This is a genomic window from Loktanella sp. SALINAS62 (genome assembly GCF_018263905.1).
Taxonomy (GTDB): Bacteria; Pseudomonadota; Alphaproteobacteria; order Rhodobacterales; family Rhodobacteraceae; genus Loktanella.
In genome coordinates this window covers 476,307-496,206 of record NZ_JAAFZU010000001.1, presented here as the reverse complement: position 1 = coordinate 496,206, position 19,900 = coordinate 476,307, and the positions used below count along the sequence as shown (strand labels likewise).

At 59.3% G+C, this 19,900-nt stretch carries 22 protein-coding genes; 17 read left to right on the top strand and 5 right to left on the bottom strand.

Features of this window, described 5'->3' with window-relative positions; translation table 11 throughout:
- Nucleotides 1-344: 344 nt before the first annotated feature.
- From rpsJ to GZH79_RS02440, 4 genes are read left to right on the top strand one after another with little or no spacing between them, the layout of a single operon-like run.
- Entirely contained in the window at nt 345-656 is a 312-nt protein-coding gene (gene rpsJ, locus GZH79_RS02455; RefSeq protein ID WP_056032218.1) for a 30S ribosomal protein S10, read from the top strand.
- Nucleotides 657-669: 13 nt separating this feature from the next.
- Entirely contained in the window at nt 670-1,536 is an 867-nt protein-coding gene (gene rplC / locus GZH79_RS02450; RefSeq protein ID WP_211641542.1) for a 50S ribosomal protein L3, read from the top strand.
- Entirely contained in the window at nt 1,526-2,146 is a 621-nt protein-coding gene (gene rplD, locus GZH79_RS02445) for a 50S ribosomal protein L4 (RefSeq protein ID WP_211641541.1), read from the top strand. The genes rplC and rplD overlap by 11 nt, the downstream gene beginning before the upstream one ends.
- Nucleotides 2,143-2,439, top strand: a complete 297-nt coding sequence (locus GZH79_RS02440) for a 50S ribosomal protein L23 (protein ID WP_211641540.1) — start codon at nt 2,143-2,145, stop codon at nt 2,437-2,439. The genes rplD and GZH79_RS02440 overlap by 4 nt, the downstream gene beginning before the upstream one ends.
- Before the next feature lie 101 nt (nt 2,440-2,540).
- On the opposite strand, the gene GZH79_RS02435 is transcribed toward GZH79_RS02440, so the two are convergent.
- On the bottom strand, nt 2,541-3,323 hold the full coding sequence (locus GZH79_RS02435) for a hypothetical protein (RefSeq protein ID WP_211641539.1): 783 nt from the start codon (nt 3,321-3,323) through the stop codon (nt 2,541-2,543).
- 390 nt (nt 3,324-3,713) lie between these two features.
- Here GZH79_RS02435 and GZH79_RS02430 point away from each other — a divergent pair, with 390 nt between their 5' ends.
- Nucleotides 3,714-4,574 carry a Crp/Fnr family transcriptional regulator gene (locus GZH79_RS02430; RefSeq protein ID WP_211641538.1) on the top strand — a complete coding sequence of 287 codons (861 nt, stop codon included), beginning with the start codon at nt 3,714-3,716 and terminating at the stop codon, nt 4,572-4,574.
- An 81-nt stretch (nt 4,575-4,655) separates the two neighbouring features.
- Here GZH79_RS02430 and betA read toward each other — a convergent pair whose 3' ends face one another.
- Genes betA through betI form a run of 4 tightly spaced genes read right to left on the bottom strand, consistent with a single transcriptional unit; the run spans nt 4,656 to nt 9,866 of the window.
- Entirely contained in the window at nt 4,656-6,314 is a 1,659-nt protein-coding gene (gene betA, locus GZH79_RS02425) for a choline dehydrogenase (RefSeq protein ID WP_211641537.1), read from the bottom strand.
- 15 nt (nt 6,315-6,329) lie between these two features.
- Complete coding sequence (gene betB, locus GZH79_RS02420; RefSeq protein WP_211641536.1) at nt 6,330-7,781, bottom strand: betaine-aldehyde dehydrogenase; 1,452 nt, start codon at nt 7,779-7,781, stop codon at nt 6,330-6,332.
- Nucleotide 7,782: 1 nt separating this feature from the next.
- Entirely contained in the window at nt 7,783-9,291 is a 1,509-nt protein-coding gene (gene betC / locus GZH79_RS02415; RefSeq protein ID WP_211641535.1) for a choline-sulfatase, read from the bottom strand.
- Entirely contained in the window at nt 9,288-9,866 is a 579-nt protein-coding gene (betI, locus tag GZH79_RS02410; protein WP_211641534.1) for a transcriptional regulator BetI, read from the bottom strand. Before betI ends, betC begins: the two co-directional genes overlap by 4 nt.
- A gap of 85 nt (nt 9,867-9,951) precedes the next feature.
- Here betI and choX point away from each other — a divergent pair, with 85 nt between their 5' ends.
- The 12 genes from choX (at nt 9,952) to sulP (ending at nt 19,767) form a co-directional block, all read left to right on the top strand.
- Nucleotides 9,952-10,881 carry a choline ABC transporter substrate-binding protein gene (gene choX, locus GZH79_RS02405; RefSeq protein WP_211641533.1) on the top strand — a complete coding sequence of 310 codons (930 nt, stop codon included), beginning with the start codon at nt 9,952-9,954 and terminating at the stop codon, nt 10,879-10,881.
- 69 nt (nt 10,882-10,950) lie between these two features.
- The gene (gene choW / locus GZH79_RS02400; RefSeq protein WP_211641532.1) at nt 10,951-11,781 is read left to right on the top strand and encodes a choline ABC transporter permease subunit; all 831 of its coding nucleotides are present in this window, start codon (nt 10,951-10,953) and stop codon (nt 11,779-11,781) included.
- Nucleotides 11,781-12,806, top strand: a complete 1,026-nt coding sequence (gene choV, locus GZH79_RS02395) for a choline ABC transporter ATP-binding protein (protein WP_211641531.1) — start codon at nt 11,781-11,783, stop codon at nt 12,804-12,806. Before choW ends, choV begins: the two co-directional genes overlap by 1 nt.
- A 72-nt stretch (nt 12,807-12,878) precedes the next feature.
- Nucleotides 12,879-13,646: an aldolase/citrate lyase family protein gene (locus tag GZH79_RS02390; protein WP_211641530.1), complete on the top strand. Its 768-nt coding sequence runs from the start codon at nt 12,879-12,881 to the stop codon at nt 13,644-13,646.
- 89 nt (nt 13,647-13,735) lie between these two features.
- Nucleotides 13,736-14,590, top strand: a complete 855-nt coding sequence (locus GZH79_RS02385) for an SDR family oxidoreductase (protein WP_211641529.1) — start codon at nt 13,736-13,738, stop codon at nt 14,588-14,590.
- 110 nt (nt 14,591-14,700) lie between these two features.
- A complete protein-coding gene (locus tag GZH79_RS02380; protein WP_211641583.1) occupies nt 14,701-15,366 on the top strand; it encodes a Crp/Fnr family transcriptional regulator in 666 nt (221 codons plus the stop codon).
- Between the two features lie 98 nt (nt 15,367-15,464).
- Nucleotides 15,465-15,680 (top strand): DUF2892 domain-containing protein, encoded by a 216-nt coding sequence (locus GZH79_RS02375; protein WP_211641528.1) that lies wholly within the window; start codon nt 15,465-15,467, stop codon nt 15,678-15,680.
- A gap of 1 nt (nt 15,681) precedes the next feature.
- Nucleotides 15,682-16,113 carry a YeeE/YedE thiosulfate transporter family protein gene (locus GZH79_RS02370; RefSeq protein ID WP_211641527.1) on the top strand — a complete coding sequence of 144 codons (432 nt, stop codon included), beginning with the start codon at nt 15,682-15,684 and terminating at the stop codon, nt 16,111-16,113.
- A gap of 4 nt (nt 16,114-16,117) precedes the next feature.
- Entirely contained in the window at nt 16,118-16,549 is a 432-nt protein-coding gene (locus tag GZH79_RS02365) for a DUF6691 family protein (protein WP_211641526.1), read from the top strand.
- Between the two features lie 102 nt (nt 16,550-16,651).
- Nucleotides 16,652-17,536, top strand: coding sequence for an MBL fold metallo-hydrolase (locus tag GZH79_RS02360; RefSeq protein WP_211641525.1), 885 nt, complete (start codon nt 16,652-16,654; stop codon nt 17,534-17,536).
- 14 nt (nt 17,537-17,550) lie between these two features.
- Complete coding sequence (locus GZH79_RS02355) at nt 17,551-17,940, top strand: TIGR01244 family sulfur transferase (RefSeq protein ID WP_211641524.1); 390 nt, start codon at nt 17,551-17,553, stop codon at nt 17,938-17,940.
- Between the two features lie 84 nt (nt 17,941-18,024).
- Complete coding sequence (gene sulP, locus GZH79_RS02350) at nt 18,025-19,767, top strand: sulfate permease (RefSeq protein WP_211641523.1); 1,743 nt, start codon at nt 18,025-18,027, stop codon at nt 19,765-19,767.
- The last annotated feature ends 133 nt before the right edge of the window (nt 19,768-19,900 follow it).

Genomic DNA, 19,900 nt, shown 5'->3' with positions numbered 1-19,900 from the left:
ACTGCTTGCCTAGGGCCTGGCTCAGGCCACGCCCCAGACACGCTGACAACACAAAAGGCCGCTTCCCAAAAGGAAGCGGCCTTTTTGCTCAAAGGGGGGTGGCCCGCAGCCGCACAGCGCTGCCAATGTGACGCGGTGAAAGCTTATCGCGTCTGATCCATGGGCCACTGATCATCCGGCGACTTCAGCCTTGCTCTCGTTCACATCACGGCATATAGCACCCCAATCCAGCCTGGGCGCGATTCGACGCGCCCTTTTCTGTTGGACCACAAGACGCGACGAGGGTGCGGGATGAGCCTGTATCTTCCTCTCCGTTAAGACCCTGCAACAAGGGGTGATGTCACATGGCAGCCAGCCAGAACATCCGCATTCGCCTGAAGGCGTTTGACTACCGCGTCCTCGACGCCTCCACAGCAGAGATCGTTTCGACCGCAAAGCGCACCGGTGCGTCCGTGCGTGGCCCGATCCCGCTGCCCAACAAGATTGAAAAATTCACCGTTCTGCGTGGCCCGCACATCGACAAGAAGTCGCGCGACCAGTTCGAGATCCGCACGCACAAGCGCCTGCTGGATATCGTCGATCCGACGCCGCAGACTGTGGATGCCTTGATGAAGCTCGACCTCGCCGCTGGCGTGGACGTGCAGATCAGCGTGTAAGGGAGTGAACACCATGCTCCGTACAGGACTTATCGCGAAAAAGGTGGGCATGACCCGCCTGTTCATGGAAGATGGCCGCCAGATCCCGGTGACCGTTCTTGCACTCGACAACCTGCAGGTCGTATCGCAGCGCACCGCTGACAAGCACGGCTATACCGCCGTCCAGCTGGGCGCCGGCACGGCCAAGGTCAAGCGCGTCAGCCAAGCGATGCGCGGTCATTTTTCTGCCGCCAATGTGGAACCCAAGCGCAAGGTCGCTGAATTCCGCGTTGCCGCAGAAAACATGATCAACGTCGGCGAAACAATCACTGCCAACCACTACTTCGAAGGCCAGTTCGTTGACGTCTGTGGCACTTCGATCGGTAAAGGTTTTGCCGGTGCGATGAAGCGCCACAACTTTGGTGGTCTGCGTGCGACGCACGGTGTGTCCGTGTCGCACCGTTCGCACGGTTCCGTCGGTCAGTGTCAGGACCCGGGCAAGATCTTCAAAGGCAAGAAGATGGCTGGCCACATGGGTTCTGCCCGCGTGACTACGCAGAACCTGCAGGTCGTTCGCACCGATGCCGACCGTGGCCTGATCATGGTCAAGGGCGCTGTTCCCGGCTCCAAGGGTGGCTGGGTCACGATCAAGGACGCGGTGAAGAAGCCGACGCCCGAAGGCGTGATCTATCCCGCTGGCCTGAAGTCGCTGGATGAAGAAGCCAAGCGTCTGGCAGATGAAGCCGCCGCAGAAGCCGCAGCAGCGGAAGCAGCAGCAGCAGAAGCCGCAGCAAAGGCAGAGCAGGAAGCGTTGGAAGCGGCAGAAGCCGATCTGGCGAATGATGCGTCCAGCACCGACGAAACAAACGCTGCTGAGGGTGGTGACAAAAATGAAAGCTGATGCAATCAAACTTGACGGCGCATCTGCAGGGTCCGTGGACCTGGACGACGCCATCTTTGGTCTGGAGCCCCGCAAGGACATCCTGCACCGTGTCGTGCGCTGGCAGCGCAACAAGGCCCAGCAGGGTACGCACGCAACGCTGGGTCGTTCGGACGTTTCCTATTCGACCAAGAAGATCTACCGCCAAAAAGGCACCGGTGGCGCACGTCACGGGTCCAAGGGCGCGCCGATCTTCCGCCACGGTGGTGTCTACAAGGGTCCGACCCCGCGCAGCCACGCCCACGAGCTGACCAAGAAGTTCCGCAAGCTGGGTCTGCGTCATGCGCTGTCCGCCAAGCAGGCTGCGGGCGAACTGGTCATCATCGATGTTCTGGCGATCGAAAACGCCAAGACGTCGACGCTGTCCAAGCATGTGTCCGAACGTGGCTGGAAGCGCGCGCTGATCATCGACGGTTCCGAAGTGAACGCCGATTTCAGCCGTGCAGCACAGAACCTTGCAAACGTGGACGTGCTGCCCTGCCAGGGTGCCAACGTCTATGACATCCTGAAAAGCGATACGCTGGTCATCACCAAGGCCGGTATCGAAGCACTGGAGGCCCGTTTGAAATGAGCGCCAAGGCAGAACATTACGACGTGATCCGTAAGCCGATCATCACGGAAAAAGCAACGCTGGCATCCGAAAACAACGGTGTTGTCTTCGAAGTGTCCATCGACGCCAACAAGCCGCAGATCAAACAGGCTGTCGAAGCCCTGTTCGGTGTAAAGGTCAAGGCCGTGAACACGACGATCACCAAGGGCAAAGTGAAACGCTTCCGCGGTTCGCTGGGCACCCGCAAGGACGTCAAAAAGGCTTATGTGACGCTTGAAGAAGGCAACACGATCGACGTCAGCACCGGTCTGTAAGACTCGGTTGCACAATCAACACAAAAGGCCCCTGCGGAAACGCAGGGGCCTTTTTTCATTGTGCCGTGATCTTGGTGCGGCGGGCTAAGCGTAGGGGGCGCTTATTCTGCCATCAGCGTGACCTGTGTTGTTTCTGAATCCACTTCGTTCACCATGACCATGACGGCAGACACCTCTGTCAGACCAAAGAACTGGGTGCCACCGTCTGGCATCGGTGTGGCCTGTACGGGGACGTCGCGGGCCTGCAGCGTCCGTTCGACGATGTCACTGACGTCGCCCAACGGGGCATTGACGTACAGAAATGGATTGGTGACCCCAAGACCCGGCAGGTCTTCGTCCAGCTTGCCAGTCGCACGCAGTGCGTCTGTCAGGTCGGCTGCCAATGAACTATCGTTGCCTGTGGACGGCTGTTCGCGCGGGGCGTCTTGTTGCGATAAAAACATCACCGTGATTTCGAACAGGTCGGGCAGGATGGTCACAACCTCTATGCGCGCGCCGTCATTGAATTCGTCCAGATCGGACAGGCCGATGTCGGAAAATAATTGCGCCAGAAACGCACGCACCTGCGGGTTCTGTGGTTGTGATTCCAGATGCAACACTTCGGCGGCCGACCCGGTCGCACGGTAATTCGCGGGCATATCGGGTGCACCGATTGGGGCCAGTTGTTCTATTGGCAATGCGATAAGTCCAGCGGGCTGCCAATCGGCCAGCACACGGTCCCGCACATCGGGCCAATCGGGGATTTCGACGATTTCGACGATTTCGTTGCTTTCAAGATAGCGCCACAGCCCATCGTCGGTAGTTACGATGGATTGCGCCGTTGCAACGGACGCCATGAGCGCCCCCGTCAATCCACCGACGATCAGCGTTTTGATTGCAGTCATCAAATGTCTCCTTAATATTTCTCGACGTAAAATTATGAATGTCTGTTTTATAGCGATCCGTAAGAGTCTTGGATACAGGATGAGAAGGCAACGGATATCGCAAATTTGATATCTGCCGTCCGGCCCGACATCAGGGGTGCCGGTTCGAACTGGACCGCGATGACGTCGCATATGAACGATCATTTAAAGATGGCGACCATCTGGACATAAGATGGTGCCAAGGGCTGACAGCAATGCCGTGCGGGACCGGCTGACCACGCAATCGCGCGCTAGCTGAAAACCGACAGACCACGCCTAAAACCCAATACGGAACATGACGACGATCTGTGTGTTTTCCCGTTCAAGGCAGGCGATTTGTCGCATGTCATCTGCATGATTTGGGAAAAGGATATGACACCCCAGCAAGACCACGAGCAGAGAGATGATCCAGCACCGACGTCCGTGCAACCGGACCTGATCGACAGGCAAGGTCTGTCTGACGCGGACAGGCGCGGTATGGTGCGCCAGCTGGACCGTGATCTGTGGCAAAAGCTGCGTGCGGCCTGTATCGGCACCCGAACCATTGCCGCCAGAGAGATATTCAGCCGCACCGGTCAAGACATGGATCATAGTGCTTTGCTGCTGCAGGGTATTCTGGCGCGATATGTTGGTTCAGCGGGCGACACCAAATCACAGCGGCTTATGGTATCGATGCAGGTGCCTGGGGATTTTGTCGATCTTCATGGGTTGCCGCTGGGGTATCTGGATCACGATATCGCCACACTGACCGAAGCGACAGTCGCCCTGTTCCCGCATCAGGTCCTGAAAGAGATTATTTCGGAAAGCCCGCAAGAGGGACGGGCGCTGTGGCGTTTGACCATGATCGATGCCGCAATTCATCGGCACTGGATCTATCGCAGCGGGCGCTTGCGTGCTGTGGCGGCGATGGCGGATTTCATTTGCGAAATGGATATGCGGATGCACGCTTGCACCGCTGATCCTGCCGATAGCATTTCATTGCCGATGACACAGGCCGACCTGTCCGATGTGACCGGCATTTCGACGGTTCATGTCAGTCGCGTGGTCAAGGAACTGCGCGAGTCCGGGTTGTGTACGATCCGCGACGGGCGCGTCAAGTTGCATGATCGTGATGGTCTAAGGCAACTGGCGGGATTTGATCCGACCTATCTTTACCACACGTGCGGTGAAACGGACGGGGCTACAAAGCCAGCAATGGATGGTCACGACCCGGACGCCCGGATCGTCCGGTAATCTGGGCGGTTGGCAATGGGCCGCATCAGGCAGCCGCCACCCGTTGCTGCGCCCCCGACCGCATCAGCCGGGGGTGGGCAGTCATCGCTGTGATGTGGCCCAGCTTGGATGTATCCAAGGTTGCACGTTTTCGCGTGGCAACGGGTCTAATCCAAGGATGTGATCGGACATCTTTTCGCCCACCATGATCGATGGTCCGTTCAAATTGCCGTTGGTGATCTGGGGAAAGATCGAACTGTCGCAGACCCGCAGCCCGTCCACACCGATCACGCGTCCTTGTGGATCGACAACGGCATCCTTGTCGTCAGCGCGGCCCATCCGGCAGGTGCCGCAGGGGTGGTAGGCGCTTTCTGCATGGTCTGTGATAAACGCGTCGATCTGTTCGTCCGTGATGACGTCTGCGCCGGGCTGGATTTCGTGCTTGATATATAGAGCAAAGGCGGAAGCGCCGAAAATCTCGCGTGTGTGGCGGACGGCGGCGCGGAATTCCGTCCAATCGTCAGGATGGCTCATATAATTGAAACGGATGTCGGGCGCCTTGTTCGGGTCCGCTGTAGCCAGCCGCACCGTGCCGCGGGATTTTGACCGCATGGGTCCGACATGCGCCTGAAATCCGTGGCCTTCGGCTGCGACTTTGCCATCGTAACGCACGGCAAGCGGCAGGAAATGATACTGGATGTCGGGGTATTCGATGCCGGGGCGGGACCGGATAAAGGCCGCGCTTTCGAATTGGTTCGATGCGCCGGGTCCAGCGCCGGTGAACAGCCAGCGTGCGCCGACATAGGCCTTGCCGAGCAGGTTCCAGTAACGGAACAGCGTGATGGGCTTGCTGGACGCCATCTGGATATAAACCTCTAGATGGTCCTGCAGGTTGCTGCCGACGCCGGGACGGTCGGCGATCACGTCGATCCCGTGTTCGCGCAGATGATCCGCCGGGCCGATGCCCGACAGCATCAGCAGCTTGGGTGAATTGAGCGATGACGCCGCCAGAATAACCTCGCGGTTGGCGGTGATGATTTCGGTGCGCCCACGCCGTTTGACCTGCACGCCGGTGGCGCGACCATCGGTCATGACGATCCGTTCAGCCAACGCGCGGATCAGACTGCAGTTCGGTTTCTTCAGCGCAGGCCGCAGATAGGCGCGGGCAGCAGACCAGCGGCGGCCCCGCCAGATCGTCGCTTCCATCGGGCCAAAGCCTTCTTGCTTTTCGCCGTTGTAGTCGGGCGTTACCTCGTACCCGATTTCGCGGCCTGCTTCGACAAAGGCAGACACCAGCGGGTTGTCACGCAGCCCGCGCGTGACGTTCAGCGGTCCCTTGGTGCCGCGCCAGCTTTCGTCGCCGCCGTGGCCTGCGTGGTGCCAGTTTTCCATGCGCTTGAAGTAGGGCAGGACGTCAGCATAGCTCCAGCCTGTGGCGCCCATTTCGTCCCATGTATCATAGTCGCGGGCGTGGCCGCGTACGTAGACCATCCCGTTGATCGACGACGATCCGCCGATCACCTTGCCGCGCGGCACGGCCATCCGGCGGTCGTTCAGGTTCGGTTCGGGCGCGCTGAAATAGCCCCAGTCGTACCGCGGCATGTTCATCGGATAGCTCAGTGCGCCGGGCATCTGGATAAAAGGCCCGGCGTCCGATCCGCCATGTTCGATGACGATCACGGATTTTCCAGCCTCAGCCAGACGGTAGGCGATCGCGCACCCGGCAGAGCCTGCCCCCACGATGACGTAATCAGCGTTCATATCAGTCAATTCCGTTCAGTAGGGTGCTTCGACGGTGCCAGCGCCGACATAAACGCTTTTGACCTGCGTCCAGTGGGCGATGGCCTCGCGCGAGTTTTCGCGGCCGATGCCCGACATCTTGACGCCGCCGAACGGCATTTCGACGGGGGTCAGGTTGTAGGTGTTGATCCATGCGGTGCCCGCTTGCAACCGGGCCGCAACGCGGTGACCGCGCGCCAGATCGCGGGTGAACACACCGGCTGACAAACCGAACGGCGTGGCATTGGCGCGGGTGACAGCCTCTGCTTCGGTATCGAATGTCAGGACGGACATGACGGGGCCAAAGATTTCTTCCTGGGCGATGGTCATGTCGTCTGTGACGTCGGCAAAGACCGTGGGCGCGATGAACCAGCCGTCGCGGTCCGCCCGCGCGCCGCCAGCGATCAGGCGCGCGCCTTCGGCCTTGGCCTTTTCGATGTAGTCCAGCACGATCTGCATCTGGCGTTCGGTTGTCATCGGGCCAAAATTCGTCGTCTCGTCCAGTGGGTCGCCCATTACGACGCCGTTCAGACGTTCGGACAGCCGGGTCAGGAACGGGTCCAACAGGTCGCGCTGCACAAAAACGCGCGTGCCATTCGAACAGATCTGGCCAGAGGAATAGAAATTGCCGTTGATCGCACCGGACACGGCGGCATCCAGATCGGCGTCGTCAAAGATCAGGATCGGGGATTTGCCACCCAGTTCCATGGTGACATGGCGCATGCCTTCGGCCGCACTTGCATACACCTTGCGACCCGTTGGGACCGATCCGGTCAGCGATACCTTGGCGGTGCGCGGATCGTCGATCAATGCGGCCCCGACAGCGCCGCGCCCCTGCACGACGTTGAACAGGCCGGGCGGTGCGCCCGCCTCTGTCAGGATTTCCGCCAGTTTCAGCGCGGACAGCGGTGTGGTTTCGGACGGTTTGAACACCATCGCGTTGCCGCAGGCCAAGGCAGGCGCGGCTTTCCAGCAGGCGATCTGAATTGGATAGTTCCACGCACCGATGCCGACACACACCCCCAGTGGCTCGCGCCGGGTATAGAAAAAATCGTCGCCCAATTGCACGTGTTCGCCGCCGATGCTGGCAGCGATCCCGCCAAAATATTCCAGCGCATCGGCCCCGCTGGTGGCGTCCGCGACCAGCGTTTCCTGCAAGGGTTTGCCGGTATCCAGCGTTTCCAGTTCAGAAAGTTCACGGTTGCGTTCGCGCATGATGTCGGCTGCGCGGCGCAGCACGCGACCCCGTTCGACACCGGGCAACGCGGCCCAAGCGACCTGTGCCCGCGCGGCAGAGGCCAGCGCACGGTCGATCAGGTCAGGCGTCGCGTCGTGCAAGGTGGCGATTGTCTCGCCGGTATAGCCATAAAGGCTGTCAAAGCTGTCGCCCGTGGTGTCGTCCACATAGGCACCGTCGATATAATGGCTGGCGGTGGGTTGTGCGCGCATATCATTCACCCCTTGGAAAGCGTTGGTTTTCTTCAAGAACGTTCAGGTCCATGTGGTTTCGCATGTACCGTTCGGATGCGCGTTGCAGCGGTTGGTAATCCCACGGATAGTAACCGCCCTTGCGCAGTGCCTCGTAGACGACCCAGCGGCGCGCTTGGCTTTCGCGTACTTCGCGGTCGAATTTTTCCAGATCCCATGTGTCGTTCGCCATCTGCCGAAATGTATCCATGGTATCGGCGTGACCCGGATCGTTGGCTAGATTCGTCAATTCCAACGGGTCTGCGTCCAGATCAAACAGCTGTTCAGGGTCCAGCATGCAGCGGGTATATTTGAATTGCCCCTGCCGCAGACAAACCAATGGCGCGTCGGATGCTTCGGCGGCGTATTCGATCCGGACGGGGGTACTGCGCGGTTCACCCTTTGCCGTGGGGATCAGGCTTTGGCCGTCGGTCCACGGCATGATGTCTTCCATCGAAATGCCCGCCAGTTCGCACAGGGTCGGCGTGATATCCATGGTCGATACGGGCACGTCGACCCGGCCCGCATCCAGACCGGGGGCCGCAATCATCAGTGGCACCCGCGCCGACCCTTCATAAAAGCTCATCTTGAACCAAAGACCGCGTTCGCCCAGCATGTCGCCGTGATCCGACACGAACAGGATGATCGCTTCTTGTCGCGTCGTTTCAAGCGCGTGCAGGATTTCACCGATCTTGTCGTCCAGATAGGACAGGTTGGCGAAATAGGCGCGGCGTGACCGGCGGATATCATCGTCGGTGATGTCGAATTCGCGCCAGTTGTTGGCATCAAAGATGCGCTTTGAATGGGGGTCGTGGTCTTCGTAGTCCATGGCGGGCACCTGCGGCAGCAGATGTTCGCAATCTTCGTAAAGATCCCAGTATTTGCGACGCGCGACATAAGGGTCGTGCGGGTGGGTGAAGCTGACGGTCATGGACCACGGGCGGTCGTCCTTGCCACGCGCATAGTCATAAATCTTGCGCGTCGCGTGATAGGCGACTTCGTCATCGTATTCGAGCTGGTTGGTGATTTCCGCCACGCCTGCACCGGTGACGGACCCCATGTTGTGATACCACCAGTCGATCCGTTCGCCCGGCTTGCGATAATCGGGGGTCCAGCCGAAATCAGCGGGATAGACATCGGTGGTCAGACGTTCCTCGAAACCGTGCAACTGATCGGGACCGACAAAGTGCATTTTGCCCGACAGACAGGTCTGATAGCCCGCGCGGCGCAGAAAATGGGCATAGGTCGGCAGGGCAGACCGGAATTCGGCAGCATTGTCATAGATGCCGGTGCGTGACGGCAGTGCGCCGGACATAAAGGCACCGCGACCCGGCGCGCATAACGGAGACCCGGTATAGGCGTTGCGGAAGCGGACCGATCGCGCGGCCAGTTTTTTCATGTGCGGCATATGAAGGAAATCCGCCGGACCATCCGGAAACAAGGTTCCGTTCAACTGGTCGACCATCAGGATCAGGATGTTTGGGGCGGTCATGATTTCTCCAAAAGCAGGTTTAGGGTCGAAAGGGTGCGCTGTGCAGCCTCTGCGCCGTCGATGACCTTGGTGGTCAGGGCGGCGCGGATGTAGATTCCATCGATCAAGGCCGCGATCGTGTCTGCCACAGGTGGCGCGCGGTCACCGATGATAAGGCGCAAGTCGTGTTGCAGATTGGACCGAAGACGCCCCTGATAGATGTCCAGCAGGCGTCGCACCTCGTCCGATACGCGGGCCTGCACGTAGAAATTCATCCATGCCGCCACAGCATCACGATGGAAATTTTCGGCGGCAAAGCTTGCGTTGATGATGGCGGCAAGCCGTTCGTGCGGTGTGTCGGCCGCAGCCTGTGCGCGTCTGACCGAATCACCGTAGCGTTTCAGGATGGTTCGCATGGCGGCGCTGAATAGCTGTGCCTTGCCGCCAAAATAATGGTGCGCCAAGGCGCTGGACACGCCCGCGCGGCGGGCGATCTGTGCGACGGTGACGTCCAACGTGCCTTTGTACCCGACCTCTGCGATCGTGGCATCGACAAGCGCGGCGCGTCTAATGGGTTCCATTCCGATCCGAGGCATTGCATCTCTTAAGTGTTTGCATCCCTGACGTAGGTGATGCTTAATTGACTCGTCAATCAATAAACGCAACTGGGAGAATGATCAAATGACGAACTTCAAGACAACAGCGGCCACGCTCGCGGCGTCGACGCTTTTGACAACGGCTGCTTATGCGCAGACACAATGCGACAGCGTCAGCTTTTCCGATGTCGGCTGGACCGATATCACCACCACCACCGCCGCCGCCGAAGAAGTGCTGACCGCGCTGGGCTATGACGTGAACGTGCGCGTTCTGTCCGTGCCGGTGACATTCGCGTCGCTGGCCAGTGGCGATGTGGATGTGTTTCTGGGCAACTGGATGCCGACGCAGACCGCCGCGATTCAGCCCTATCTGGACGAAGGCACGATCGTAAGCGTCAACGAAAACCTGACCGGCACGATCTACAACCTTGCCGTTCCGACCTATGCCTATGAGGCCGGTTTGCAGTCTTATGACGATCTGGCCAACTTTTCCGAAGAACTGGAACAGACGATCTACGGGATCGAGCCGGGCAACGAAGGCAACACCTATCTGATCGATCTGATCGAACAGGGCGAACACAATCTGACTGGCTTCGAACTCCGCGAAAGTTCTGAGCAGGGCATGCTCAGCCAGGTGCGCCGCGCCGTTGACCGGGAAGAACCGATCGTTTTCCTGGGTTGGGCACCGCACCCGATGAACGCCAACTTTGACATTCAGTATTTGCAGGGTGGCGAAGACTTCTTTGGCGGTGAAGGTTCGGTTTACACCGTGACGCGCGCCGGTTTCGTAGAAGATTGCCCGAATGCCGGCGCCTTGATTCAGCAGATGGATTTCACGCTGGAGATGGAAAACTCCATCATGGGCATGATCCTTGATGACGGCATGGATGCGAACGAGGCTGTGCGTGCATGGCTGAGCGACAACGCTGACATCCTTGACGGATGGCTGGACGGCGTCACGACCGTGGCAGGCGAGCCGGGTCTGCCCGCTGTTCAGCAGGCACTGGGCCTGTAATCGCGCAACCGACGGGCGCGCCATCCCGGCGCGCCCGTCACACCGGACCGACGCAAAGGAGAGCACGCCTTGGAGTGGCTTCAGGACAATAAGATACCCGTAGGGGATGCGGCGGCTGCCGCGTTTGACTGGTTGCAAAAGGTCGGGCAGGGCGTCTTTGACGCGATTGCGATCGGTAGCGAAGGCATGATCGACGGCATTTTGGTGCTGCTGCAAGGTCCGCCCGAATGGGTGGTCATCGCCTTTTTCGTGGGCTTGACGTGGATACTGCAACGGTCATGGCAGGTCTGCCTGTTCATCGCGCTGGGGTTCATGTTCGTCCTTAATCAGGACTACTGGGAAGAAATGACCGAAAGCCTGACGCTGGTGTTATCCGCCTGCGTGGTTTGCATGGCCATTGGTGTGCCCATCGGTATCGCGGCGGCGCACCGTCCGAAACTATATGCAACCCTGCGACCCATTCTGGACCTGATGCAGACGTTGCCCACATTCGTTTATCTTATTCCTGCTATCGTCTTTTTTGGGATCGGCATGGTGCCCGGATTGTTCGCAACCGTCATCTTTGTCCTGCCGGCACCCATCCGTCTGACACACCTTGGTATTTCGAATACACCGCAACCCCTGCTGGAAGCGGCACAAGCGTTTGGAGCGACCGGACGGCAAGTCTTGTGGAAAGTCGAATTGCCCTACGCCATTCCGCAGATCATGGCGGGGCTGAACCAGACGATCATGCTGTCGTTGTCGATGGTTGTGGTGGCGGCCCTTGTCGGGGCTGACGGGCTGGGGGTGCCGGTGGTGCGTGCGCTTAATCAGGTGAACACGTCGCTAGGATTTGAAAGCGGGTTCGTCATCGTCGTCGTGGCGATCATGCTGGACCGGATGCTAAGGGTGAAACGCTGATGAATGCGCTTGTTTTCGATAACGTCTCCATTGTCTTTGGCGATAAACCAAAGGATGCATTGCCGCTGATGGACGCGGGGCAGACACGATCCGAAATTCAGGAAGCCACGGGGCAGATTCTGGGTGTCCACAACTGCAACCTGACCGTCAAGGAAGGCGAATTGCTGGTTCTGATGGGTCTGTCGGGATCGGGAAAATCCACGTTGCTGCGTGCGGTCAACGGTCTGAACAAGGTCGTTCGCGGCGATGTCCAGATCAAGGACGGGGACGGTATGTCGTCCATCACGCAGGCCGACAAGAAAACGCTGCGGCGCCTACGGCTGACGACCATTTCCATGGTGTTCCAGCAATTCGGCCTGCTGCCATGGCGGTCGGTGCGTGAAAATGTCGGGCTGGGGCTGGAACTGGGTGGGATGGATCGCACGACCCGCGCCGACCACGTTGATCGCCAGCTTGAAATGGTCGGTTTGTCTGACTGGGCGGAACGCAAGGTCGGAGAGCTGTCAGGCGGCATGCAGCAGCGTGTCGGTCTGGCCCGCGCCTTTGCCACCGATGCGCCGATCCTGTTGATGGATGAACCGTTTTCAGCACTTGACCCGCTGATCCGGACGCGGTTGCAGGACGAACTGATCGAATTGCAGCAGCGGCTGAAGAAAACCATCATCTTTGTCAGCCACGATCTGGACGAAGCGTTCAAGCTGGGCGACCGCATCGCCATCATGCAGGGGGGACGGATCGTGCAAGAAGGCACGCCGCAGGAAATCTATTCCGACCCTGCCGATGAATATGTCGCGGATTTTGTCGAACATATGAATCCGTTGGGTGTGTTGTGCGCCCGTGACGTCATGGAACCAACGGTCGGGACACCACAGGCAAGTGTTGGGGCAGACGAAAGCGTCCGGTCCGTCATGGAACAGGTCCGCAAGACCGATGCGCCCATCGGGGTGATGCAGGACGGCGCGATTATCGGGCAGGTCACATCGGATAGCGTTTTGACAAAACTTCTGGACCCGCGCGCACGCTAGGCTGGCAGCAGCGTATCCGGCTTTTGCTTCTTTCTGGCTTGCGCTAGCCTGCCCCCAAATGGGGAGAGTAGAATGCAGAATCCGACCAATCTGTTCAAGGCTGCCTTGCGCGACGGGCGCCATCAACTGGGGGTCTGGAACTCCCTTGGTGGGAATACGGTGGCGGAAATGCTGGCCGGTGCCGGGTTCGATTGGGTGCTGGTGGATTGCGAACATGCCGCCATCGAAACGGTCGAGGTGCTGCCGGCATTGCAGGCGATTGGGCAGTATCCGCAGGTATCCGCCATCGTGCGGCCCGCGGCGAACGATCCGATCCTGTTCAAGCGCCTGCTGGACATGGGTGCCCAGACTTTGCTGGTGCCCTATGTCGAAACCGCGCAAGAAGCACAGTCTGCCGTCGATGCCATGCGTTACGGTCCGCGCGGCATTCGCGGCATGGCGGGCATGACCCGCGCCAGCCGCTACAGCCGGGTGGAAAATTACTTTGCGCAGGCGGAAACGGAACTGTGTCTTGTGGTGCAGGTCGAAAGCGTCAGGGGCATGGAAAACCTTGAACAAATCGCAAACGTCGATGGGGTCGACGCGGTGTTCATCGGGCCATCGGACCTGAGCGCCAGCATGGGATATCCGGGGCAGCCCGCGCACCCCGATGTTGTCGCTGCGATACAGGACATCATCGCGCGGCTGGCCAAAATCGGTGTGCCGGTCGGGGTCATGTCGCTGAATCCACCCGTGGCCCAAGGTTATATCGATGCCGGGGTGGCGTTCACGGCTGTCGGAATCGACCTTGCACTGCTGGCCAATGCCGCACACGTGCTGCGGGACCAGTTCGCGGATTAACAAAGGGCACAGCGGCGCAAAGTGATGGAACAGGTGGCCCGGATGCGTGTTGTTCGGGCAAATCTTTCCGACATCACAAGGAGGCCAGAATGGCCAACGCCCCAGACATCCCGCCCCAAGAGCAAGACAGCATGCCAGCCGACGAATACAAGATGGACCCGGCGCCCGATTACATGCCGCGACATCCCGGCGTAGGTAAACTGAAGGGCAAGGTTGCTTTTGTGACTGGCGGCGACAGCGGCATCGGACGCGCGGTGTCGGTGCTGTTCGCGCGTGAAGGCGCAAAGGTCGCTATCGCCTATCTGGACGAAGACAAGGACGCAGAAGAAACGAAGCGTCTGGTCGAAGAAGAAGGGTCAGAGGCACTGCTGATCCCCGGTGATCTGGGTGTAAAGACCCACGCCGACGACGCAATCAAACAGACGGTCGACCATTTCGGGCAGCTGGACATTCTGATCAACAACGCCGCGATGCAGTGGATCGACGATCCGCTGACCGACCTGTCAGAGGAACGTCTGCGCCGTGTGATGGACAGCAACGTCATGTCCTATTTCTTTTGCACGCAAGCCGCCTTGCCGCACCTGAAACAGGGTGCGGCGATCGTCAACACCACGTCTGTGAATGCGTTCAAGGGCAACAGCAGCCTGATCGCCTATTCCACGTCGCGCGGGGCGTCACTGGCGTTTACGCGGTCAATGGCATCGAACCTTGTGGACAAGGGAATCCGCGTCAACGCCGTGGCACCCGGACCTGTCTGGACCCCGTTCATTCCCGGATCAATGCCTGCGGAAATGGTCGAAGATTTCGGATCGGGCTCTCCGATGGGGCGGGCCGGACAGCCGTGGGAAATCGCTACAGCGTTCCTGTTCCTTGCGTCCAGTGACGGCAGCTATTTCACGGGCCAGACACTGCACCCGAACGGCGGCAAGATCGTCGGCGCCTGAATATCGGCGCATAAGACCGATCTTGCCTTGCCAGCCTCACGATGGTTCAACGGGGGAAATGCCGGGCGTCGGTGCCTGACGCTTTCCGGACCCCAAGGGTGGATCACGTGATGCTGGCGGCTGACTGGACAGATCGGTTCGACGGAACGCGCGCCCTGCCGCGTGCTGTACGGGACAGACTGCGGGCCGTGGCCCAGATCCGGCATCATCCACGAAACTACGTTGTCTTTGGCCCTGACAAGGTCCCCGACAGCCTGATCTTTCTGTACGACGGCACGATCCGCGTATCGCAAACCTCTGGAAATGGCCGAGACATCGTGCTGTACCGCGTCGATGCGGGCGAAAGCTGTGTTCTGACCACGGCCTGCATGCTTGCGGAAGAGGCATACAACGCCGAAGGCATCGCAGAAACCGATATCACGGTGGTGGTGTTACCAAAACTGTCCTTTGACCGCTTGGTCGCAGAGGAACCTGCATTCCGGTCGTTTGTCTTTGCCGCCTATTCGCGGCGATTGATCGATTTGTTGCGCGTGGTCGATGATGTCGCATTTGGCCGTATCGATGTGCGATTGGCCGAACGTCTGTTGGTTCTGGCGGGCGGTGACAAGGAAATCGCTGCAACCCACCAGCAGATCGCCAGCGAACTGGGCACCGCCCGCGAAGTCATTTCGCGTGTTTTGCATGATTTCCAGAAACGCGGTCTGATCGCCCAGTCACGTGGCAGGATCACCCTTGCGGATAAACCTGCGTTGCGCGCGCTGTCCCAAAGCGATTGACCCGGTGCATGAAAATCGGCGTTCGGTGACAATATCACTGATGCAGCCCGCTGTGCTGCCTATGTCTTGGATATCAAATGCAATCCAAGGACAAAACCATGACCGCCAATGTTGGAACAATCGACCGCATCCTGCGCGCTGCTTTGGGCATCGTGTTGCTTTATCTTGCGTTTTTCAGTGGCCTGCCCCTGTTTGACGCCGTGTTGATCCAGATCGCTGCCGCCGTGATCGGCATTGTGATGCTGGCCACTGCGGCCATGCGCAGCTGCCCGCTTTATGCGATGTTGGGCATCAATACTTGCAAGGCGGGCTAAGATGGAAACCGTATTTACGCCATTTGCATCCCTTGGGGGCGGTGCTTTGATCGGTCTGGGTGCAGTTCTTTTGATGCTGGGCCTTGGGCGGATCCTTGGGGCGACCGGTATCATGTCGGGGATCGTGTTTGCCGAAGGCCGCGATGAACTGTCATGGCGTGTGGCCATGGTCGTGGGCATGGTGCTGGCGCCCGGTCTGATCTTTGTGGCGACGGGCCGGATGCCGGATCTGGATGTGCCTGTCAGTCCGCTGATGATCGTGGTCGGCGGCGTCATCGTCGGTTTGGGCGCAAGCCTTGGATCGGGGTGCACGTCGGGCCACGGCGTGTGTGGACTATCGCGCCTGTCTCTGCGGTCTATCGTGGCCGTTCCCACATTCATGGTGACGGCAGCGGTCACTGTTTACCTGTCTCGCCACGTGTTCGGAGTGTGATCTGATGAAATTGATTTATGCTGGCCTGACCGGCCTCGTATTTGGGATCGGTATCGCGATTTCCGGAATGATGAACCCGGCCAAGGTGTTCAACTTTTTCGACCTTGCGGGCAGTTGGGACCCCAGCCTTGCCTTTGTGATGGGCGGTGCGGTGATCGTCACCTTTGCCGGCTACCGTCTGGTCTGGCGGCGTGATGTGCCGTTGTTCGGCGGCACCTTCACACAGCCGAACAGCCGGATCATCGACAAGAAGCTAATCGGTGGGTCCGCATTGTTTGGCGTGGGCTGGGGCATCGCCGGGTTTTGCCCGGGTGCCGCGATTCCCGCGCTGGGCACGGGCCGCTGGGAAGTGGCGCTGTTTCTGGTTGCTGTGACGGGCGGCTTTTACGTGCGGCGCCTGTTCCTGCCAGCGCGGCTGACCGCCAAAACGGCCTGACCCGCGCCAACGAAGACCCATGACCAATCGTCGGCCCGCATGTGTCATTGCGGGCGACAGAACCGCGGCTGCTGGCCGCCTGATACGCAAAGGACACATGACATGACACAATATCCCGTCACCATGGACCTCATCCCTGATGTCGAAGCCATCTTTGATGCGCCCACCAACACGATCAGCTACATCGTCAAGGACCCGACATCGAACGCATGCGCCATCGTCGATAGTGTCATGGATCTTGATTATGCCGCGGGCCGGATCACGCACGACAGCGCGGACAAGATGATTGCCCGCATCCGCGAACGTGGGCTGTCGCTGGAATGGATCATCGAAACCCATGTCCACGCCGACCATCTGAGCGCCGCACCCTATTTGCAGCAAGAGCTGGGCGGCAAGATCGGCGTTGGTGAAGGCATCCTGATCGTGCAGGACACCTTTGGCAAAGTGTTCAACGAAGGTACTGAATTCCAGCGCGACGGGTCGCAGTTCGACGCGTTGTTCAAGGACGGCGATACCTACATGGTCGGCAACATGCAGGCATTCGCCATGTTCACCCCAGGCCATACGCCCGCCTGTATGGTGCATGTGATGGGGAATGCGGCCTTTGTGGGCGATACGCTGTTCATGCCCGATGCCGGGTCGGCGCGTGCCGATTTCCCCGGCGGGGATGCTGGCGTTCTGTACGATTCCATCATGAAGGTGCTTAGCCTGCCGGACGACATGCGCCTGTTCATGTGCCACGACTATGCGCCGGGCGACCGCGAGATCGCGTGGGAAACCACGATCAGGGAAGAAAAGGCTGAAAACATCCATGTCGGCGGCGGCAAGACGAAAGAGGATTTCGTCACGTTCCGCACCGAACGCGATGCCCAGTTGGCCATGCCGAAACTGATCATTCCATCGCTGCAGATCAACATGCGCGCGGGCGAGGTGCCGACCGATGCAAGCGGTCGGCCCATGCTCAAAGTGCCAGTCAACGCACTGTGATTGTGGGGAACGCCATGGATATCAGAAAAGTCAGCGACAGCCTGTCGGTGTCGCCACAGATTACGGCCAGCGATATCCCCGCGATAAAGGCGGCAGGGTTTCGCGCGGTCATCGTCAACCGTCCCGACGGTGAGGGCGCAGATCAGCCCGGTTTTGCGGAAATCGCGCAGGCGGCGCACGCCGCTGGGTTACACATTGCCTATGTCCCGGTCGACACTGGCGTGGTTACCGACGCGGATGTGGCAGCCTTTGGTCAGGCATTGAACGATCTGCCCGGGCCGGCTTTGGCTTATTGCCGCAGTGGGATGCGTTCTGCGACCCTGTGGTCACTGCACATTGCGGGTCACAGTCCGCTGCCGGATAGTGTGGCCAAACCGCATAAAATGACAGCGCACACCAAATAGCTGCGGACTGCCATGTTGCCGAAACAGACAGTCCAACGGTCAGCGTGGTCCACGCTGACCGAAATTTGATCAGGACAAGACCAAATGCCATCGTTTCAACAGTATCTGCCGATCCTCGACTGGGGGCGCCGCTATGACCGCACTGCCCTGTCCAACGACATGGTTGCGGCGGTCATCGTGACGATCATGCTGATCCCGCAGTCGCTGGCCTATGCCCTGCTTGCGGGCCTTCCGGCAGAGGCGGGGATCTATGCGTCAATCGCGCCGATCATCCTGTATGCGATATTCGGCACCAGCCGCGCGCTGGCGGTCGGTCCGGTCGCTGTGGTGTCCCTGCTGACCGCGTCTGCCATCGGGCAGGTGGCGGAACAGGGCACGGCGGGTTATGCGATTGCGGCCCTGACGCTGGCATTCCTGTCGGGCGGCTTTCTGGTTTTGCTGGGCGTGTTCCGCCTTGGATTTTTGGCAAATTTCCTAAGCCATCCTGTCATCGCGGGTTTCATTACCGCGACGGGCATCCTGATTGCGACAAGCCAGTTGAAACACATCCTTGGCATCACAGCGGGGGGCCACACACTGCCGGAAATGTTGGGGTCACTGGTTGCCAATCTGGACCAGATCAACTGGATCACCGTGGTGATCGGGGGGGCGGCCACCAGCTTTTTATTTTGGACCCGCAAGAACCTGAGGCCGCTGCTGAACAAAACGGGTCTGCCGCCGGTGATGGCGGATATCCTGACAAAGGCCGGGCCGGTGGCCGCTGTTGTGGTGACGACCCTGTCGGTCTGGTTTTTCGATCTGGCCAACAAGGGCGTCAAAATCGTCGGGGATGTGCCGCAAAGCCTGCCGCCGCTGACCCTGCCGGGCCTGTCGCCTGATCTGCTGGGCGCGCTGCTGGTCCCGGCAATCCTGATTTCCGTCATTGGTTTTGTCGAAAGCATTTCCGTCGCACAAACCCTTGCCGCGAAGAAGCGGCAAAAGATCGACCCCAACCAAGAGCTGATCGGTCTGGGTGCGGCCAATCTGGGTGCGGCGTTCACCGGCGGATTTCCCGTGACGGGTGGATTTTCACGATCCGTCGTCAATTTCGATGCGGGATCGCATACGCCTGCCGCTGGAATCTATACCGCAATGGGTTTGGCAATCGCGGCAGTGTTCCTGACGCCATTGGTGTATTTTCTGCCCAATGCGACACTGGCGGCGACGATCATCGTCGCGGTGCTAAGCCTTGTCGATTTTTCGATTCTCAAAAAGACTTGGGACTATCATCGCGGTGACTTTGCCGCCGTACTGGCGACCATCGTGCTGACGCTAGGATTGGGTGTCGAAGTCGGCGTTGCAAGCGGTGTGGCTCTGTCGATCCTGCTGCACCTGTACAAGACATCCCGCCCCCACGTGGCAGAGGTCGGACTGGTCCCCGGCAGCCATCATTTTCGCAACATAAACCGCCATGATGTCACAACCACCGCCACGGTTGTGACGCTGCGGGTCGACGAAAGCCTGTATTTCGTCAATGCGCGCTTTCTAGAGGATCTGGTCCAGTCGCGTGTCGTTGATGGCTGCGAGATCAAGCACGTCATCTTGATGTTTTCAGCCGTGAACGAGGTCGATTATTCCGCGTTGGAAAGCCTGGAGGCGATCAATCACAGGCTGCATGACATGGGTATCGGCCTGCATCTGTCAGAGGTCAAAGGCCCGGTCATAGATCGTTTGAAAACCTCGCATTTTCTGGATCATCTGAACGGACGCGTCTTTCTGTCGCAATTCGACGCATGGACCGCGCTGACCCAAAATCCGCAGGTGCCGGACCAAAAGGGGGCGATGTGACAAAAGCCGGGTAACGTCGTCGGTGGTAACAAATGTTTCGCGGCGATTTGCAAGGTGACACCTTGTAACCTGCGTCCGCGGCTTCCTATATCGCGCTCGCATTACGGCTGCGTATGGTATGCAGGCGCCGTTT

Coding starts and splice junctions, on each gene's coding strand:
- rpsJ (WP_056032218.1), top strand. CDS start 345: ATGGCAGCCAGCCAGAACATCCGCATTCGCCTGAAGGCGTTTGACTAC.
- rplC (WP_211641542.1), top strand. CDS start 670: ATGCTCCGTACAGGACTTATCGCGAAAAAGGTGGGCATGACCCGCCTG.
- rplD (WP_211641541.1), top strand. CDS start 1,526: ATGAAAGCTGATGCAATCAAACTTGACGGCGCATCTGCAGGGTCCGTG.
- GZH79_RS02440 (WP_211641540.1), top strand. CDS start 2,143: ATGAGCGCCAAGGCAGAACATTACGACGTGATCCGTAAGCCGATCATC.
- GZH79_RS02435 (WP_211641539.1), bottom strand. CDS start 3,323: ATGACTGCAATCAAAACGCTGATCGTCGGTGGATTGACGGGGGCGCTC.
- GZH79_RS02430 (WP_211641538.1), top strand. CDS start 3,714: ATGACACCCCAGCAAGACCACGAGCAGAGAGATGATCCAGCACCGACG.
- betA (WP_211641537.1), bottom strand. CDS start 6,314: ATGAACGCTGATTACGTCATCGTGGGGGCAGGCTCTGCCGGGTGCGCG.
- betB (WP_211641536.1), bottom strand. CDS start 7,781: ATGCGCGCACAACCCACCGCCAGCCATTATATCGACGGTGCCTATGTG.
- betC (WP_211641535.1), bottom strand. CDS start 9,291: ATGACCGCCCCAAACATCCTGATCCTGATGGTCGACCAGTTGAACGGA.
- betI (WP_211641534.1), bottom strand. CDS start 9,866: ATGCCTCGGATCGGAATGGAACCCATTAGACGCGCCGCGCTTGTCGAT.
- choX (WP_211641533.1), top strand. CDS start 9,952: ATGACGAACTTCAAGACAACAGCGGCCACGCTCGCGGCGTCGACGCTT.
- choV (WP_211641531.1), top strand. CDS start 11,781: ATGAATGCGCTTGTTTTCGATAACGTCTCCATTGTCTTTGGCGATAAA.
- GZH79_RS02390 (WP_211641530.1), top strand. CDS start 12,879: ATGCAGAATCCGACCAATCTGTTCAAGGCTGCCTTGCGCGACGGGCGC.
- GZH79_RS02385 (WP_211641529.1), top strand. CDS start 13,736: ATGGCCAACGCCCCAGACATCCCGCCCCAAGAGCAAGACAGCATGCCA.
- GZH79_RS02380 (WP_211641583.1), top strand. CDS start 14,701: ATGCTGGCGGCTGACTGGACAGATCGGTTCGACGGAACGCGCGCCCTG.
- GZH79_RS02375 (WP_211641528.1), top strand. CDS start 15,465: ATGACCGCCAATGTTGGAACAATCGACCGCATCCTGCGCGCTGCTTTG.
- GZH79_RS02370 (WP_211641527.1), top strand. CDS start 15,682: ATGGAAACCGTATTTACGCCATTTGCATCCCTTGGGGGCGGTGCTTTG.
- GZH79_RS02365 (WP_211641526.1), top strand. CDS start 16,118: ATGAAATTGATTTATGCTGGCCTGACCGGCCTCGTATTTGGGATCGGT.
- GZH79_RS02360 (WP_211641525.1), top strand. CDS start 16,652: ATGACACAATATCCCGTCACCATGGACCTCATCCCTGATGTCGAAGCC.
- GZH79_RS02355 (WP_211641524.1), top strand. CDS start 17,551: ATGGATATCAGAAAAGTCAGCGACAGCCTGTCGGTGTCGCCACAGATT.
- sulP (WP_211641523.1), top strand. CDS start 18,025: ATGCCATCGTTTCAACAGTATCTGCCGATCCTCGACTGGGGGCGCCGC.